The following is a 17734-nucleotide window of genomic DNA, read 5'->3' as shown; positions in this document are numbered from 1 at the left end:
TTCAAATTCCTTTCGAGAGGGGTGCGATCGCGCCCGCGCGGCCGTCAGCCGTTCCGGCCTGTCGCTGCAGGCTGGCGCCAACCAGGCGGATCAGGATGGCAGCCAGCGCAAGAAACGCAGCCACCGAGATCAGGGCCCATGAGAAGCTGTCGGTCGACTGCTTGATCACACCGATGAGATAAGGACCGACGAAGCCGCCGAGATTGCCGATCGAGACGATCATCGCGAGACCGCCCGCGGCGGCGCTGCCGGTGAGGAAGCTCGACGGGATCGGCCAGAAGGTCGACTGGTAGCACATGATGCCGATCACGGCGCCGCAGAGGGCGACGATCGAGACCAGCGCGGACGATGTCGCGTAGCCGCAGACGATCAGCGAGGCCGCGCCGACGAGCAGGCCCGACGCCACGAACCAGCTGCGCTCGCCGCCGTTGTCCGACAGCCGCGCCCATAGCATCATCGTGATGGCGCCGCAGATATAGGGAATGGCGGCGATGAAGCCGACGGCGACGACGCCGAAGCCGAAACCTTTGATGATCTGCGGCATCCACAGCCCTAGACCGACCGAGCCGATGATGGCGCAGAAATTCACGGCCGCGCAGACGAGAACCCGCCAGTTGAGGAAAGCATCCTTGAGGCGGGATGAGTGTCTGGCGGCAATGGCCTCGCGTTCCGACGCCAGCACGCCTGCGAGCCAGGTCCGCTCCGCGGGGCTGAGCCAGCTGGCCTGTTCGGGCTTGTCGGTGAGCGCAAAGAGGCACGCGAAGCCAAGCAACGTGGCCGGCAGGCCCTCGATGATCAAAAGCCACTGCCAGCCATGCAGGCCGCCCAGGCCGTCAAGGGTGAGCAGCGAGCTCGAAATCGGCGCACCGATGATGCTGGCGATCGGGATGCCGAGCAGAAAAGCCGCAGTCGCCGTGCCGCGGACGCGCGCCGGAAACCAATAGGTGAAATAGAGGAACACGCCGGGCGTGAAACCGGCCTCGCCAAGTCCGAGCAGGAAGCGCATGACGCCGAAGCTCGCAGGACCAACCACGAATGCGGTTGCGGCCGAGATCAAGCCCCAGGTGATCAGGATGCGGGCAATCCATTTGCGGGCGCCGATCGCCTGCAAGGCGAGATTGCTCGGCACTTCCGCCAGGAAATAGCCGAAGAAGAACAGCCCGGCGCTCCAGCCGAATGCAGACGGCGAGATGCCGAGGTCGCCGTTCATCGTCAGGCTGGCGATGCCGACATTGACCCGGTCGAGATAGGCGACGATGTAGCAGAGCAGCAGAAAGGGCACGATGCGCCACAGCACCTTCGAGAGGATCTTCTCCTCCTCGGGTGTGAAGCCCTGTTGGCCTGAGGCGGCTGCAACGCTTGCCATGGGTTCCCTCCGGGCGCCGGTGTTCTCCCGGCCATGGGGAGCGCCTTAACAAAAATAGAACGGCGTTGCAATTCATTTTGAAACGCCGTTTCATTTTATTGAAAGGTGTCGCGCGCCCTTCGCAGCTGGTCCCAGGGAAAAGTGAGCGCCAATCGTCGGTTAAGGTGCGTCGCCGCAGCCTCGATCTCCACTGTCATGCCCCGGCTTTGACCTGGTTTTGACCGGGGCATCCAGCACGCCGCGGCCTTTCGGCTCGATCACTCTGTCTCGGAGGACTGGATCGCCCGGTCCTAGTGCGCAATTGCGCACTGGCGGGGCGATGACACCCAGTGTGTGGCAGCTAGTCGGCGTGCGAGAACATCGGAAGGCCCGGTGTTTCGAGTTCGGCGCGCAGCAGGGTTCCAGTGCGGCTCTCGGTGATGAAGAGGCTCTTTCGCTGCGGTCCGCCAAAGGCGAGATTGGTCGTACCGACACCCGCGCAGGAAACGATGCGGTCGAGCGGTTCAGCCAGTTGCGACAACCGCCAGACCGAGCCGAAGCCGGTGTGGCAGACCAGCAGATTGCCGCCGTCATCCAGCGCCAGTCCGTCGGGACCGCCGGGACCGCCATGCAGATGCGAGAAGATGCCGACCTTCGTGGTGAGGCCGCTCGCCGGCAGCGGCACGCGCCAGATCTGGTTGGCGCGCGTCACCGCGACAAGCAGAAAACTTTCCTCGGCATCGACGACGATGCCGTTCGGACTCGGGATCGTGTTGATCAGGCAGCTGAGCCGGCCGGCCGGCGTCAGCTTCCAGACCCGGCCACTGGGATCGTGCATGCCCGTCTGGCCCTGGTCGGTGAAATAGAGATTGCCAGACGGTGCGAAGACGAGGTCGTTCACGCCCTTGAAGCTCTCGCTCGCCGCCGTCTCCAGGAACGGCGTCACAGCGCCGCTGGCCGGATCGAGCAGCATGATCCCGCGCTTGTAATCGGTAATGAACACGCGGCCGTCACGGTGGATCTTCAAGCCGTTCGGCCAGCCATCATATTCGGACACCAGCTCCCACACGCCGTCAGCGCTGACGCGGAAGATGCGGCCATAGGGAATGTCGGTGATGTACAGTCGCCCCTGCCGATCGAAGGACGGCCCTTCCAGGAAGGAGTCGATTTCGCGTCCGCCCTGGTTGGCATCCGCCCAGGCGGTGCGGCGCGGCTTGCGAAGATGATCAGGCAGCCGTGTGAAGATGCTGGTTTCGATCCGGCGCGGCGGGCTGAAGAACGTCATCGGCTAACCTTTGGGACGAGCTTGGCAGAACCATCGAGTTCGACACGATTGTCGCCCGCCGAGGCCGACGCGGCAAGCTAAAACGAAACGCCGTTCCGTTTTATGTCGAACCGGTCCGCCTGCGTCCGCTTTTCGCCGTGCCCGAGGTCGGAGTTCCTCCGCACGCCAGCGTCAGCCTGCTTGCGGCCTCGACCAACGGCGCCTTGATCTGCTCCGCGCGCGCCGTGGTGAGCCGGCTGACCGGCCCCGAGACCGCCAGCGCCCCGACCAGGGAGTCGCCGATGCCGAACACGGGCATGGCGAGCGCGGCCGCATGAGGATCGGTCACACCGGAGGTGAACAGCGGCAGTTCGTCATCAGGCTCGGGCGGCCCGGACTCATACCGCCGCAGCGTTTGCGCGATGGCGGACTTGTCCATGGGGCGGGTATCGCCCGGCTGCACGGTCATCCGGATGCGATTGCTGCTCTCCACCCGGAACAGACAAAGCCTCTCCTCGCCATTGCGAACATAGAAGGACGTGGTCTCACCGGTCTTTGCCGCAAGCTGCTCGAGCACCGGCATGACATGGTCGGCCAGACGAAACGCCTGCTGATAGGCGGTGCCGAGGCGCAAGGTCTCCGCATCGAGCCGGTAGGAGCCGTCCGGCAGGCGGGCGAGCAACCGGTATTGCTGCAGCGACAAGGCCAGCCGCAGGATCGTGCTCTTGACGAGGCCGGTCCGCTCCGCGAGCTCGGCCAGGCTCAAGGCGCCGTCGCCGCGGCGGAACGCGGTCAGCACCGCGAGTGCGCGTTCTGCTGCCGATACGCCCTTGAGTGCGGGCGGCTTCTTCACGGTCTGCTTTGCCATATCACCCCTCGTCCTCGTCACGTCCTAAGGCATTCTGCCGACGAGGAGAAGAGGCTACGACCTCGAATCGCGGTGCGCTCATGTTGCGCGACCGTAGGCAGCGTGAAGCTCCGATGTTCGCTGCATTCGTTCAACAGATGTGCAGCGACGGCCCAGAAGGGTTGATAGAAGCTCACCTCGTGACGAGGGATCGCGTCAATCGTCACGGCAAGACGGGTTTGCAGATTCGCACGAATTCCACCGTCACCCGAGCATGATGCCGCGGATGTTACCCGCCGCGAGGCGGTAGCGGATTGCGGGGACATCGACCGAGGCTCACTTGTTGGTTCACAGTAAGTCCATCGGAGAAATGACCATGCGATCAAGTCTGGTCCTGAGCCTTTTGATTTTCCTGTGCGCACCCGTCGGCGCCGCTACGGCAGCCCAGGGACATCGGCATCATGCAACTGTTCACTCTGGCCGAGTTTCGACGACAGGGGCCGCCGCGGCCTGGGCCTATTCACCGGGAGCGCCGGCCCGCCCTCAGCCGACCCCGCACTACGATGATCAGCCAGAACCAGGTCATAATCCGTTTGCGGGATGGGGCGGTTAGCACCGGACGCCAGCGCAGCGGCGCGGTCGCTGCTGCCGGCGGCCAGCCACCCTATTTCGGATGCGCCTTGCCGGTCCAACCAACCCGCGACAAGTTGCCGGTGCGCCTGCCTTAACAAAAGTGGTTACCCGAATATTGACGCTCAGAGGGATGACCCGCTTCACCACCTCTTCGTGCTGCGCGCGCCGCTGCGCCAGCCCTTGCGTGTTGAGCAACTCAGGTCGAGCCACGCATCGCCGGCAATGATCCCTCCTTTGCCTGCCGCGGTTCATTAACGACGCAGTACGAATTGGCTTCTGATGAAGGCCATCTTTGATAAATTTCGCATACGACCACAGAGGCGCCAATCCAGGCCGACCGCGCTCAGGCCGCCTCCCTTGAGCAGCTGATTCAGACGCGAGCTGTTCATGGACGTGACCGACCCGTGCACCGGCAAGGAAAGATGAGATGCAAGTCAGATCAGCGCTTCAGATCAATTTGCATCCGCTGGACGTGCGCCATGCGGTCCACACACTGCCGCATCAGCTCGACGTGTGGGGCGATCAGGTCGATCGTATCGTCTTCACCGTCGACACCAAGCAGAGCAAGAGCGGCCGCTATACCGGCAGCGCTTACGAGGAGAGCCGCAGGCGCCTGTTCGCATTGCTGGAGGCCATCGCGCTGAAATCGCCGAAGGCAGAGATTTCCGAGGTCGACTATTCGCCGGCGGCGCTCGAGGCCGTACGGCAGCGCTATTTCTCGACATCCAGCGCCTATCCGGAAAAGGCCTTCGATGGCGGGCCGTTCCACGCCTATTTCTACGGTCTGTTGAAGACGAACGCGGACTATGTCGTGCATATGGACAGCGACATGCTGTTCGGCGGCGGCAGCCAGGTCTGGCTGGAGGAAGCGATCCGCTGGCTGAAGACAACGCCCGATGCGCTGTTCGCCGGACCGCTTCCCGGGCCGCCCCGCACTGACGGCACACTCGGCGATCTGCATGGGGGCTTCCCGGGATTATCAGGCATCCAGCCGCCCGAACGGCTGGACGCCGCCTACCCCGCTTACCGTTTTCGCACGGTGAGCACGCGGATCTTCGTGCTTGATCAGACCAAGTTCGATGCATCGATCGGAGCGCTGCAACTGGTGCGTCCGAATCTCAAGCGCCGGATTCGCGCAAAACTGTTTCGCCAGTCGCCGCTGACGATGCCGGCGGAGGAGATCATCTCCGCGGCCATGATGCGCAATCATCTTTCCCGCATCGACTTTCTCGGTTCGGGCGCCGGGCTCTACTCGCTCCACCCACCTTATCGCACGGATACCTTCTATCGGGAATTGCCGCAGCTGATCGCGCGCATCGTCGCCGGTGCGATACCGGACGCCCAGCGCGGCGACTATGATGTCAATTCAAGCATGTTCGACTGGACCGAAGCGCTGCGGCAGAAGACCGTCAGCCGTCGTCTCGCCCGTGCCGCGCGCACACTGATGTCGAGCTGAGCATCATCCCGACGCAGTCGCCGCCGCCGGGCGCCAGCTGCGATATTTCGGGTGGCCCTTGCCGATCGGCAGCGCCACCGCCGTGCCTGTTTCAGCGGCATGATAGAGCGCGGTGATCAGCTCCAGCGAACGCCGCGCGTCGTTCAGCGTCACCGGCAACGGGCCGCCCGATTCCAGCGCCTGATGATAGGCTGCCATCAGGCCTTCGAAGCGCGATGGCACGAAGGTGAACCCTTCGAGCGCCGCGGCGATCCGCCCTTCTGCTTCCGGCGAGGTGGCGATGATCTGCCAGGGATCGTCGCCGGGAGCATAAGGCGAAAGCGAGCTCTCGAAGGTGACGTGCTCGAAGCACAGCCGGAGACGGCTGATCTCCTTGGCCGACCCCAGCGTCGCGGCCAGCGAGGCCAGCGCGCCGGTTGCCATCACGAGGCTCGCCACCGCACAGTCTTCGACCTCGATGTCATTGACGCGCGTTGCGGTGCGCGCAAACACTGAGGCGATATCGCCCATCAGCCAGGTCAGGATGTCGTGGGAATGAATGGCGTGGGTGAGCAGCGCCCCACCCAATTCGGTCTCGAAGCGGCCGCGCCACGGCACCGCATAATATTTGGCGCCGCGCAGCCAGGCGGTCTCGATGGTCGCCAGATACGGCTTGCCGGAAAGGCCAAGCTCGATGATGCGCCGTGCCTTCTGCAGGCCGTTGCCGAAACGATACTGGAACACCGGCATGAGACGCCCGCGCGAGGTGGCCTCGGCGGCGGCGAGTTGGTCGACCTCTTGCAGCGAGCCGACCAGCGGCTTTTCGCAGATCACCTGCTTGCCGGCGGCGAGCGCCGCCATGACTTGCGGAAAGTGTAGTGTTGGCGGCGTGCAGATATCGACGATCTCGACGTCGCCCATGGCCAGCACCTCGTCGAACGAGGTGGTCCGGCGCGGCACCGCGAACTCGTCGCCGACAGCGGCGAGGCGCTCCTCGTTGAGATCGCAGATCACCTGCACATCGAACCGATCGCGCAGGCGCGCATAGCCCTCGTCGATATGGCTGCGGCCGATGCCGAGGCCGATGACAGCAACCGTTCTACGCTTCGACATGCTTTAGGCCCTTTCTTGCGCCTTGCCTTCCGCCATCGCCTGCGCGGTGAGCGCCAGCTCCATGGCCTTGAAGCAGCGGGCCTGCGGGATCGCGGTCTCGGTGCGATCACGCACGTCGGCGATGAGCTGGCGGCCATAGGGGAGTTGGACGTTGGAGCAGTCGATCCGGTGCACGCCCTTGCGGTCGACCATGATGAGGTGGTCGATGCCCCCCTGCCCCGCGATATCAATGTATTTGCGCAGCTCCATGTAGCCCTCGGTGCCGAGAATGGTGATGCGGCCGTCACCCCAATTGGGCAGGCCATCGGGGGTGAACCAGTCGACACGGATATAGCCGGTGACGTCGCCGGTCCGCAGTAGCATCTCGCCGAAATCCTGCAAGCCAGGCCTATCAGGATTAGCGCGATTGGCGACCGTCGCGCTGACGACCTTGGCGTCGAGCGCGTCGGCGAAGAAAAGGAACTGTTCGCACTGATGCGAGGCGATGTCGGTCAAGACGCCGCCGGTGCGCTCGCGCGAATAAAACCAGTCGGGCCGCGGCAGGTTCTTCAGCTTGTGCGGACCGAGCCCGACGGTGTTGATGACCTTGCCGATGGCGCCTGATGCGACCAGCTCGCCGGCCTTCACGGTGGAGCGGGTCTCGAAATGCTCGGAGTAGCAGACAGAGTAAATCCGCTTGGTTTCGGCCTGGACCCGGCGCACCTCGGCCAGTTGCTCCAGCGAGGTCATGCCCGGCTTGTCGCTCATATAGTCCTTGCCGTGGCGCATCACCTCGATGCCGAGCGGCGCGCGGTCGGCGGGGATGCCGGACGAGAGGATCAGTGCGATGGACTTGTCTTCGAGCAATCGCGCCCGCTCGGCGACGCGCGGCGCTTGCGGATATTTCGCGGCGAAAGCCTGGGAGAGATCGTCCTCGACCGCATGAAAGCCGACCAGCTCGGCGCCGGCGCGCAACAGGCAATCGACCTGGCCATAGATGTGGGCGTGATTGATGCCGATCGCGGCGAAACGCAGTTTGCTCATGATTTTTTTCCTTGGTTAGCGGCCGTCAGCCCTTCAACCCTGTCGTGGCGATGCCGTCGATCAGGAGACGCTGGAAGAACAGAAAGAACACGAACAACGGCAGCAGCGTCAGTGTCGACATCGCGAACAGCGCGCCCCAGTCGGATTTGCCGGTGGAATCGACGAAGCTGCGCAGGCCAAGCTGGACGGTGTAGGAGTTCATGTCGTTCAGATAGATCAGCGGCCCGAAGAAGTCGTCCCAGGTCCAGATGAAGGTGAAGATGGCGGCCGTGGCGAGCGCCGGTATCGACAGCGGCAGGATCACGATCCAGTAGATGCGCCAGGGACCGCAGCCGTCGATCATCGCGGCCTCATCGAGCTCGCGCGGGATCGAGCGGAAGAACTGCACCAGCAGGAAGATGAAGAAGGCGTCCACCGCGAGGAATTTCGGCACGATCAGCGGCAGGAAGGTGTCGACCCAGTCGAGATTGAGGAACAGGATGTATTGCGGGATCAACGTGACGTGGTACGGCAGCATCAGCGTGCCGAGCATTAAAGCGAACCAGAATTTCTGGCCGCGGAACTTCAGTCGCGCGAATGCGTAGGCCGCCAGCGAGCACGACATCACGTTGCCCACCACGCTGCACAGTGACACCACCAGCGAGTTCAGGAAGAACTTGCCGAAGGTGACTTGCAGCCCCGACCAGCCGCGCCAATAGGCGGCAAGGCTGAAGTGGCGCGGCCAGAGCGAGGCATCGCCGAAGATGTCGCTGTCCGGCTTGAACGAGCTCGCCAGCATCCAGAGCAGCGGATACAGCATGGCGATCGAGGCGAGGCACAGCACGACATGATAGAGCAGCGTGCGGCCGCCTCGATTGCGAGAGGGCGAAACCTGATCCTGTCCTGCGAGATCAACCATCGTAATGCACCCAGTAGCGCGATGACAGGAAGGATAACGCGGTGAAGGCCGCGATGATCACCACCAGCACCCAGGCCAGCGCGGAAGCATAGCCCATGCGGAAATAGGCAAATGCCTCCTGGAAGAGATAAAGTGTGTAGAACAGCGTCGCGTCGATCGGCCCGCCGGTACCGCCGCTGATGATGAAGGCCGGCGTGAACGCCTTGAAGGCGTCGATGGTCTGCACCACGACGTTGAAGAACAGCACCGGCGTCAGTAGCGGCAGGGTGATCCGCCAGAACTGCTGGCTGCGGCTGGCTCCGTCGATCTCGGCGGCCTCATAGACGTCCTTCGGAATCTGGCGCAGGCCGGCGAGAAAGATGATCATCGGCGAGCCGAACTGCCACACGGCCAGCGCCACCAGCGTATAGAGCGCGGTGTCGGGATTGGAGATCCAGCTCGGTCCATGAATGCCGACGAGCTTCAGCGCCTGGTTGAGCAGGCCGTCGCTTGCGAACAACTGGCGCCACAGCACGGAGACCGCCACGCTGGCGCCGATCAGCGAAGGCAAATAGAAGATCGCCCGGTACAGCGGCAGGCCGCGCAGGCCCCGGTTCAGCATCATGGCCACCAGCAGTGCGAAGGCGAGCTTGAGCGGCACGGATAGCGCCACATAGAGGAAGGTGACGTGCATTGCCGCGCTGAACTTGGGATCGCTGGTGGCGATGCGCACATAGTTGGCGGCGCCGACCCAGCGCGGGTTGCTGAGCAGGTCGTAATCCGTGAACGACAGATACAGCGAGACCAGCGCCGGTCCCAGCGTGAGCCCGAAAAAGCCGATGAGCCAGGGCGCGAGAAACAGATAGCCCGTGGCGCTCTCGCGCCAGGATGTCTCGGGTGCGCGTACCGCCGGCAAGGCCTGTCGGGACGTGGCGGCGTCGATCAGCGTATCCGCCACTGCTTCTATCCGCGGGCCAGAACGGCGGACGCCTCGGCGACGAACTGCTTGGCGCCGTCGGCTGGCGTCAGACGGCCGAAGCCGACCTGTTCATTCACGCGCCGCAGCACGCTCTGGATCTCGCCGGCGCCCCGCGGTGGCGGAGGCGGCAATGGTCCAACCTTGTCGCTGATCAGGCTGATGTAGTCGACCATGGCGCGGCCGAGGTCGTCGAGCGACGGCGTCACGACATTGCGCACCGCAGACGACGCCGGCACGCCGCGCTCGACACCGAGCAGCTTGCCGGCCTCAGTATCGGCAATGAAGTAACTGACCAGCTGAACCGCAGCCTCGGCCTGTTTCGACTGCGCGGAGACGCTCCACATCATGGCCGGCTTCAGATATTGGCCGGGTTTCGCGCCCTGCCCGCCGTCGGGAAACGTCGAGAGGCCGAGCTTGCTCTTGTTGATGGCCTGGAAGCCGACCAGCTGGTTGGAGTGGGCAAAGGTCATGGCGACCTTGCCGAGCGACAACAGGTTCGAATCGATCTCGCCGCGATCGAGCGCCTGAACGTCAGGCGCGGCGCTGGCGCCGCGTTTGCGCATATCGCTCCAGAATGCGAGCCACTCGGCCATGTCCTTGTCGTCGTAACCAACCTTGCCTTCGCCGGTGTACAGCGACTTGCCGCGCTGGGCGAGCCAGACCTCCAGCAGCGGCTCGTTGCCACCGCCGTCCTCCATGCCGGTAAAGCCGTCGCGCTTGGCGGCCTTGGTGACCTCGGCCGCGAGATCGCCAACCTCGCTCCATGTCATGTTCCAGATCGGTTCCTTCAGGCCCAGGCTCTGGATCAGCCCCTTGTCGTAGACCATCGCCGTCGAGTTGAGACCGAGGCTGACGCCGTAGATCTTGCCGTCGACCTTGCCACTGTCGACCGCGGCCGGGCTGAAATCCGTGAGGTTAAGGGCTTTCGGTACGTAAGCATCGAGCGGCAGCAGGGCACCCCGGCGCGCATATTCGAAGATGTAGCGGTAATCCATCTGCAGCACGTCGGGCGCATTGCGACCGGCGGTTTGCGTCGCAAGCCGCGCCCAATAATCGGTCCAGCCCAGCGTCTCGCCGGCGATTGTCATGTCCGGATGGCTGCTCAAATAGAGCTGATTGACCTTGTCGGTGCGCTCCGCCCGTTCCTTGGCGCCCCACCAGAACATGCGCAGCCGCAACTCTCGCGCCGCAGCGGGCAGGCCACCCAGGCCCGCCAATGTTGCACCGCCGATACCGGCGCCGATCAATGAACGACGCGACAGTGCGAAGCCGCTCATGAACTGTCCTCCCTGACCACGTGTCAATTGAGGCGCGTGTGACCGGCCGATGACACAAGTTGACCGCTTGTCAATGCACGAGTTGCGCAACGTGCTTCTTTATTGCAAGCGAACCGAAGGTAGCGGCTAGGTCGGCTTTGTCAAACGCGGGCTCGGCTCATCCACGCGATTGCAGACATCACGTGGCGGCAGCCGCCTGGTAGAGGCGATCGCGCAACCAGGCGTGACCTGCGTCCTCCTGGTTGCGGGGGTGCCATAGCGCGACGATGCGTGCCGGCGGCAGATCGAGCGGCGGTGGCGCAAGGTCGAGCTCATGGGCAAAGCGCAGCAGAAATCGCCGCGGCAGGGTGCAGATGCAATCGCTGTGCGCGAGGATGATTGGGGCAAGTGCATAGGTCTGGATCGAGACCGCGACGCGCCTGAAACGGCCGAGCGCGGACAGCGCGTCGTCGACCAGGCCTGCGAAACCGCCGCCATCCGCGGAAATCAGCAGATGATCGGATGCGCAAAACGTGTCGAGATCGAGCGTACCTGTGCCGCGCGGGTGGCCCTTGCGCTGCGCGGTCAGGAAGCTGTCCTCGAACAGCGGACGCTGCATCAGCTCGCCGCTGGTCCCGCCGGGTCCCGTGACCAGGACATCGATCTCACCTCGTTCGAGGCGATCGACGATGTCGGACGTGGGATGGACAAGGGCAAGCCGCGTGCGGGGAGCCATCGACGTCAACTGGGCAACGAAACCCGGCGCCAGCGTCACCGCCGGATTCTCGTGAATGGCAACGACAAAGGTTCGCTGGTCGCGCGCGGGATCGAACGCAGCCGGTCCCTCCACCATGCGGCGCAATTTGCCGAGCACCTCCGCAAGCTCCGCCTGTAGCTCCACCGCTCGCGTCGTCGGCACCACGCCCCGCCCCGCCGCCGCAGGCACGAACAGCGGATCGGCGAACACCTGCCGCAATCGGTTGAGCCGGGCCGATAGCGCCGGCTGCCCGATGTTCAGCCGCGACGCCGCACGGGTGACATTGCGCTCGCGCAAGAGCGCCTCCAGCGCGAGCAACAGGCCGAGATCGATCTCAGCGAGCTCGGCATCGTCGGCCGACCGGCCCGGACCGCGTTCGACATCCGCCATCGCGGCACCTCCGTTCAAGGCAAACTATCGCGGCCATACGAGCCGCGCTGAAAGAAGTTAAGGCCTTCGCGCGCGCATGAAAAGGCAGGCCGCCGGAACGCCCAGATATCACCGGCATCGATTGGACGTATCGAGGCCGCGGCCCTCCCGGTCGCGCAGCCCGGCGCGTACCTCACAGCCACGGCGGCGGGTCCAGGATGTCGGCAATCACGCCGCGCCCGGCGCCGACCGAAGCGGAGGATCTCTCAGTGACGAAGGAGACGAAGACCTATCACGTCGGCGATGCAGTCATCACGCGGATCGACGAACTGTCGCTCGCAGCCTTTCAGTTCGACACGCTCTATCCCGGCGCGGATCCGGACGCGCTGGAGCGCCAGCGGTCGCGGCTCGAGGCCGGCTCGTTCGATGCTGCGACCGGCACGTTCATCCAGAGCGTCCACAGCTGGCTGATCAAAACGCCGCGCCACACCATCCTGATCGATACGGCCACCGGCAACGACAAGAACAGGCCCGACATTCCGTCGCTGCATCGGCTCAACGAGCCCTTCCTTGCGCGGCTGGCCGCTGCTGGCGTCAGGCCCGATGACGTCGACCATGTGCTCCTCACCCACGTCCACGCCGATCACGTCGGCTGGAACACGCGCCTCGTCGACGGTCGCTGGACGCCGACGTTCCCCAACGCCACCTACATCTTCTCTCGCGTCGAGCAGGCCTATGGCGAGAGTCTGGCCAATGGTGGGGAGCCAGCGGCCAATCCGGCCTTGGGCCCTGCGCTGCGCAAGCCCGCCGATCGCGTCTATGACGACAGCGTGCGGCCGGTGATCGATGCGGGCCTGGCACGGCTGGTCACAGTTGACGGCGGCGAAGTGCTGGAGGGAATTTCGTTCATCCCGACGCCAGGCCACAGTGTCGACCACGCCTCCATCCGCCTCGTCTCTCGCGGCGAGCAAGCGCTGTTTGCGGGTGATGTGATGCATCACCCGTTCCAGGTCTATGAGCCCTCGCTCAACTCCTGCTTCTGCGAATTCCCTGAAGCCGCGCTCCGCTCGCGCAACGCCGTGCTGGAGGATGCGGCCGAGAGCGGCGCAACCGTCTTCACCACCCATTTCGCGGAGTCCTCCACTGGGCGCATCAGGCGCAGCGGCGAGCGCTTCGCCTGGCAATTCCTCTGATCAAGGGAGACTGATGATGGACCAGACCATTCCCGCACATGGACACAGGCCCGATCTCGTGGTCGAAGATCTCGCTGTCCCGAGCGACACGCCCGGCATTTCGCTTCACCTTCGCAACAAGCGAGCCAGCGCGCAGAAGGCCTTTTCCGCCGAGCGGACCATCCTGATGGTCCATGGCGCAACCTATTCGTCGGCGAGCCTTTTCGACGTGCCGTTCGGTGGCCGCTCCTTCATGGATCATCTCGCCGCGCAGGGCTTTGATGTCTTCGCACTCGACGTGCGCGGCTATGGCGGATCGACCCGGCCGCCGGAAATGGACGCGCCGGCGCAGGACTCCGCGCCGCTCGTTCGCACCAATGTCGCAGTGCGCGACCTCGCCAGCGCGGTCGATTACATCCTTCGGCATCGCGGCATCCCGCGCCTCAATCTCGTCGCCATGTCCTGGGGCGGCTCGGTGGCCGGCGCTTATACCGCTGGCAACAACGACAAGGTCGTGCGGCTCGCGCTGGTCGCGCCGCTGTGGTTGCTGAACACCCCTGCCCCGATCGATTCCGGCGGCGCGCTCGGTGGCTACCGCACGGTCCCCGTGCTCGATTTCAGGGAGCGCTGGCTCGCGGCGGCGCCGGAAGCGGCACGCGCGAGCCTGATCCCGGAAGGCTGGTTCGAGCGCTGGGCGGAAGCCTCGCTCGCGTCAGATCCGCAAGGCAACACCGAGCGCCCCCGTGTGATGCGCGCGGTGAACGGTCCGATCCAGGATATCCGCGATTATTGGAGCGCAGGCAAAACGATCTACGACGCGAACGACATTCGGGTCCCCGTGCTCCTCGTTCACGCCGAATGGGACCGCGACGTGACCATGGCCACGATGCAAAATTTCTTCAGTTCGCTCAAACGGGCGCCATACCGTCGATGGGTGGAAATCGGCGAAGGCACCCACATGGTGCTGCTCGAAAGGAACCGCATGCAGGCATTCGACGCCATCAGTCAGTTCCTGACCGAGCGCGATCCGCACGGAACTCCATCCGCCTGACCCTCGCGGGATCCTGGAATAGCTGGAACCGAGCGGAGGCGAAGAGGGAGGCTCCCATGTTCCGCATCCCTCGCATCAGCGCATCGCGGGGAACGTCGGCAGCTACGCGTCGTTGATCCCTCTCGAAACTGGAGGACAGACATGAGGATCGTTCCAAGCATTGGCGTGATCGCCGCGACGATTGCAATGACCGCGATGGCAACCCCGAGCTTCGCTCAAGGCCCGGGTCCCTGCACAAGCTCAGGCAACAACGCGGTCGGCGCCGAGGGCCCCGCCATGAGCGGCGGTCAGTTGATGGCCGGCGTTGGAAATTGCCGACACCGCCACACGAGGTGGCGCGACAGCTATGGCTACTATCAGGCGCCGGCCCGCACCTATTATGATCGTGGGTATTATGACCGCGGCTACTACGACGGCGGGTATGACGGGCCGGGCGTCACGATCGGCGTCGGTCCCGGTCGATGGTAACAACGGAAGTGAGGCCGCCGCGAAGGCGGCCTCTCTCGTTGTGTGAGCCTTTCGGGCAGCGCCAGCCTCGCACCAGCCTGGCACCAGAAAATGCCGCGACGGGACGTCGTCTCCATTTCTGGTCAGCCAATGAACCGCCAAGAGCGCCGGGCCGCGGCCAAACATTCCCCAAAATCCGCGCCGCAAAATCTGCAGATTGCGAAGAGCCTGGAGGCAGCAAAACAGGGCCAATCGCTGTTCAATCTCGGCCGGTTTGCCGAAGCCCTGGAATGCTTCAACGCATTCGAAAAGCTCAATCCCAATGTCGCACCTTTGTATCAAACGCGTGGCCTTTGCCTGCAGCGACTGGGCCGGTTCGCGGAGGCCCAGGCGGACTTCGAGAGATCCATCGCGCTGAACCCTGGCGAGGCGGAAACGCACAAGAATCTCGGCACGCTGCATTCGCGGCTGGGCCGCATGGAGCAGGCTTTCGCGAGCTTCGATCGCGCACTCGCGCTTCGTCCCAATTTTTCCGCAGCACTCAACGAAAAGGCGCGGGCGCTGTGGAGCCTGCGATTGCTGGATGACGCCTTCGCGACGTTTCACCGATCGCTCGCGGTCGCCCCCGACAATGCGGACACGATCTGGAATCTCGCGCTGCTGCAGATGCTGACCGGAGATTTCGAGCGGGGCTGGCTGGGACGCGAGGCCCGTTGGAAAGCGCCGTCTTTGGGCCTTGCCGAGCGTGGGTTTTCGCAAGCACGCTGGCTGGGCGACCAGCCGCTCGAGGGCAAGACCATCCTGCTGCATGCCGACGAGGCTCTCGGCGACTCCATCCAGTTTGCGCGCTACGCGTCGATGGTAGCTGCGCCCGGGGCTCGCGTCGTCCTGGAGGTCAAGCCTGCAGTCCGGCGGCTACTGGCCGGGATCAGCGGCGTCGCAGATTGTATCGACCGATCGTCGACGCCGTCACAGGCATTCGACCTGCACTGTCCTCTCGGCAGCCTGCCGCTGGCGTTCGGGACGCGCCCGGATACGATTCCGTTCGCGGATGGCTATCTTCCTGCGCCGTCGACGGAGCGCGTGAAGGCGTGGGAGAGCCGGCTTGGCCCCCGCACACGATTCCGCGTGGGCTTGGTCTGGTCGGGCGACCCGGGTCACAAGAACGATCACAACCGGTCGATCGCGCTACGCGCGCTTGTGCCGCTCTTGGATTGCGACGTCCAGTTCGTCTCCTTGCAGAAAGGCATTCGCGATGAGGACCGCGCCTTCCTTGCCGAATGCTCCAACATTGTCGACCTGACCGAGCAGCTCACCGATTTCAGCGAGACCGCGTCGCTGGTGTCCTGTCTCGACCTGGTGATCTCGGTCGACACCAGCGTCGTTCACCTCGCCGGCGCGCTTGGCGCACCGGTCTGGACGATGCTGCCCTTCAACCCGGATTGGCGCTGGCTGCTCGATCGCGACGATAGCCCGTGGTATCGGTCGATGCGGCTGTTCAGGCAGCCCACCAGAGGCGACTGGGGCAGCGTCGTCGATCGTGTGCGACGTGAACTGGATGGCATGGCCTCGGCGTGGCAGCCATAGCGAGAGCCGTCCACGCTTCTGCCTGCCGGTCCAGCACCAATCTGAGCCAGTGTCCGCCTGATCCGGCAGCGTCGGCTCAATGCTCCGGCTCCACCTCGCCTCAGAACCGGACCGCGGTGCGCAGACCCAGCACCCACGCGTTGTCGGTCTTGACACCGGCGGCATTAAACCCGCGCCCGCCAGGATTGATGACGTACTGGGCGTCGAACTTGAGGTTCATCCAGCCGGTTGCCTGCAATCCGTACCAGAGCTCGATCGGAACTTCGTTACCTCCTGCATTCGGTCCAAGGGCTGCCGGGTTCACATGAGTCGTGCCCACCGCGAAGCCAACCTCGTCATCGGGGCGCGAGGCGAACGTTCCACTGTGCTTGACGCCCCAGGAGATCTGGTAGTCCTGGAACGACGTCCGGTGATCGGCCACGGTCGTGTTGAGGAACGTGTACCAGCCCTGCGTTTTGGGACCATCGACGGTCAACCGCTGCAGGATCGACTCATAGACGCCGAAGCGACCACGCTGATCTCCCAGATTTTGATCCGGGACACCACCGGCGCCCGGAATTGTCGCAACGATGCCCGGGAGGCCGCCATCAATCGTCGACGCGCTGTCGTACCAGCCGCCGAATCTCCAGGTCCCGTTCAGGGGACCACTCGGAGTCCAGGTCAACTCCACCGGGACGAGCACACCCGCCGCAGGGCTCGAGGCAGGAATGCCGGGCAGGAAGTAGATCGTCGGATCTGACGTCGTCAGATAATTCGGATTGGCGTCGTAGACGCCGACCGAAATCTTCCATTCCTTGGTCAGATTGAAATGGGCCAGGCCGGCCCATTGGCTCACCGGCCAGTTGAAGATATAGCCACCCAGGATGTTGCCGGGTTGGCCGCCGCAGAAGGTCAGGTTGATAAAATCGCACTCGCCGAAGAAGAAGTCGGAGCCGACGGGGAGACGGCCGCCCTTAAGCTCGAGGCGATCGTCGAGAAGCTTTTGCGAGTAGTAAAGCTCGGTCAGGCGCAGAATGGTGCCGCGGCCAAAGACCTCATTGGTGAGCTGCAGGGCGGGAATGTCAGCCTCGCTATTCAAATTGTTGCCGAAGCGGTCGACCAGCGTGAGGCCGACGGTACCGCCCTGGAGGCCGGCCAGCTTCGCCAGGTCGAACTTTGCTTGAAACGCCAGCTGACCGGCGTTGGCGCCGGTGTTTCTGGCTCCGCCCGACAGGTTGGCGACGGCTTCGTCGCCCAGCGTCAGCGCCAGCGAGATGCCCTGCTCCTTCAGCCTCGTCCTGCCGAGATCGCCGAACAGATACGGCCTTGTCCAGAAATCATCGGCCGCGACATAAGGAACAGGCAGCGCCTTCGTCAGAAGATCGGCCGCATGCGCTCCGCCGGCCAACAGTGACGACAAGACAATCCCCGCGCCGCACAACCGTGCGGCGCTTGCAAACCTCTCCAAAGACATCAGGTACTCCCAGGGTTTCAGGCTTCTTCGTTGTTGCGTTTCGTCTCCGCCCATCGCGACGCCGCCGCGCGCAATCGCGCGCCGCGCATACGCCGCGGTTCCCCTGGTGAGGATCAATTCGGGTTT

At 64.2% G+C, this 17734-nt stretch carries 14 protein-coding genes and 1 pseudogene; 5 read left to right on the top strand and 10 right to left on the bottom strand.

The window, feature by feature from the left end; all coding sequences use genetic code 11:
- Position 1: 1 nt before the first annotated feature.
- From L6639_RS31330 to L6639_RS31320, 3 genes are all read right to left on the bottom strand, one after another.
- Positions 2-1366 carry an MFS transporter gene (locus L6639_RS31330; protein WP_237865318.1) on the bottom strand — a complete coding sequence of 455 codons (1365 nt, stop codon included), beginning with the start codon at positions 1364-1366 and terminating at the stop codon, positions 2-4.
- Between the two features lie 340 nt (positions 1367-1706).
- Entirely contained in the window at positions 1707-2630 is a 924-nt protein-coding gene (locus tag L6639_RS31325; RefSeq protein ID WP_237865313.1) for an SMP-30/gluconolactonase/LRE family protein, read from the bottom strand.
- A 100-nt stretch (positions 2631-2730) separates the two neighbouring features.
- Positions 2731-3477 carry an IclR family transcriptional regulator gene (locus L6639_RS31320; RefSeq protein ID WP_237865311.1) on the bottom strand — a complete coding sequence of 249 codons (747 nt, stop codon included), beginning with the start codon at positions 3475-3477 and terminating at the stop codon, positions 2731-2733.
- Positions 3478-4516: 1039 nt separating this feature from the next.
- Between L6639_RS31320 and L6639_RS31315 the strand changes: the two genes are divergently transcribed.
- Complete coding sequence (locus tag L6639_RS31315; protein ID WP_237865310.1) at positions 4517-5545, top strand: glycosyltransferase family 2 protein; 1029 nt, start codon at positions 4517-4519, stop codon at positions 5543-5545.
- Between the two features lie 3 nt (positions 5546-5548).
- Here L6639_RS31315 and L6639_RS31310 read toward each other — a convergent pair whose 3' ends face one another.
- From L6639_RS31310 to L6639_RS31285, 6 genes and pseudogenes are all read right to left on the bottom strand, one after another.
- Positions 5549-6637, bottom strand: coding sequence for a Gfo/Idh/MocA family protein (locus tag L6639_RS31310; RefSeq protein WP_237865307.1), 1089 nt, complete (start codon positions 6635-6637; stop codon positions 5549-5551).
- A gap of 3 nt (positions 6638-6640) precedes the next feature.
- Entirely contained in the window at positions 6641-7660 is a 1020-nt protein-coding gene (locus L6639_RS31305; protein WP_237865304.1) for a Gfo/Idh/MocA family protein, read from the bottom strand.
- A gap of 25 nt (positions 7661-7685) precedes the next feature.
- Positions 7686-8459, bottom strand: a complete 774-nt coding sequence (locus L6639_RS31300; RefSeq protein ID WP_237865507.1) for a carbohydrate ABC transporter permease — start codon at positions 8457-8459, stop codon at positions 7686-7688.
- Between the two features lie 91 nt (positions 8460-8550).
- Positions 8551-9411: pseudogene (locus L6639_RS31295) on the bottom strand (carbohydrate ABC transporter permease); the annotation flags it as partial.
- Between the two features lie 89 nt (positions 9412-9500).
- Positions 9501-10793 (bottom strand): ABC transporter substrate-binding protein, encoded by a 1293-nt coding sequence (locus L6639_RS31290; RefSeq protein WP_237865294.1) that lies wholly within the window; start codon positions 10791-10793, stop codon positions 9501-9503.
- A gap of 178 nt (positions 10794-10971) precedes the next feature.
- Entirely contained in the window at positions 10972-11919 is a 948-nt protein-coding gene (locus L6639_RS31285) for a LysR family transcriptional regulator (RefSeq protein WP_237865290.1), read from the bottom strand.
- A gap of 197 nt (positions 11920-12116) precedes the next feature.
- On the opposite strand from L6639_RS31285, the gene L6639_RS31280 reads away from it, so the two are divergent.
- The 4 genes from L6639_RS31280 to L6639_RS31265 all read left to right on the top strand — a co-directional run bounded on the left by L6639_RS31280 (position 12117) and on the right by L6639_RS31265 (position 16155).
- Complete coding sequence (locus L6639_RS31280) at positions 12117-13091, top strand: MBL fold metallo-hydrolase (protein WP_237865284.1); 975 nt, start codon at positions 12117-12119, stop codon at positions 13089-13091.
- A gap of 16 nt (positions 13092-13107) precedes the next feature.
- Complete coding sequence (locus L6639_RS31275; RefSeq protein ID WP_237865282.1) at positions 13108-14121, top strand: alpha/beta hydrolase; 1014 nt, start codon at positions 13108-13110, stop codon at positions 14119-14121.
- Between the two features lie 141 nt (positions 14122-14262).
- Positions 14263-14589, top strand: a complete 327-nt coding sequence (locus tag L6639_RS31270; protein ID WP_237865278.1) for a hypothetical protein — start codon at positions 14263-14265, stop codon at positions 14587-14589.
- Positions 14590-14718: 129 nt separating this feature from the next.
- The gene (locus tag L6639_RS31265; RefSeq protein WP_237865276.1) at positions 14719-16155 is read left to right on the top strand and encodes a tetratricopeptide repeat protein; all 1437 of its coding nucleotides are present in this window, start codon (positions 14719-14721) and stop codon (positions 16153-16155) included.
- A 100-nt stretch (positions 16156-16255) separates the two neighbouring features.
- Here L6639_RS31265 and L6639_RS31260 read toward each other — a convergent pair whose 3' ends face one another.
- Complete coding sequence (locus tag L6639_RS31260; protein ID WP_237865504.1) at positions 16256-17608, bottom strand: carbohydrate porin; 1353 nt, start codon at positions 17606-17608, stop codon at positions 16256-16258.
- Positions 17609-17734 lie beyond the last annotated feature (126 nt).

This window comes from Bradyrhizobium zhengyangense, from assembly GCF_022012555.1.
Classification (GTDB): domain Bacteria; phylum Pseudomonadota; class Alphaproteobacteria; order Rhizobiales; family Xanthobacteraceae; genus Bradyrhizobium; species Bradyrhizobium zhengyangense.
The sequence above is the reverse complement of the archived record's forward strand: the minus strand, read 5'-3'. Positions and strand labels throughout refer to the sequence as shown.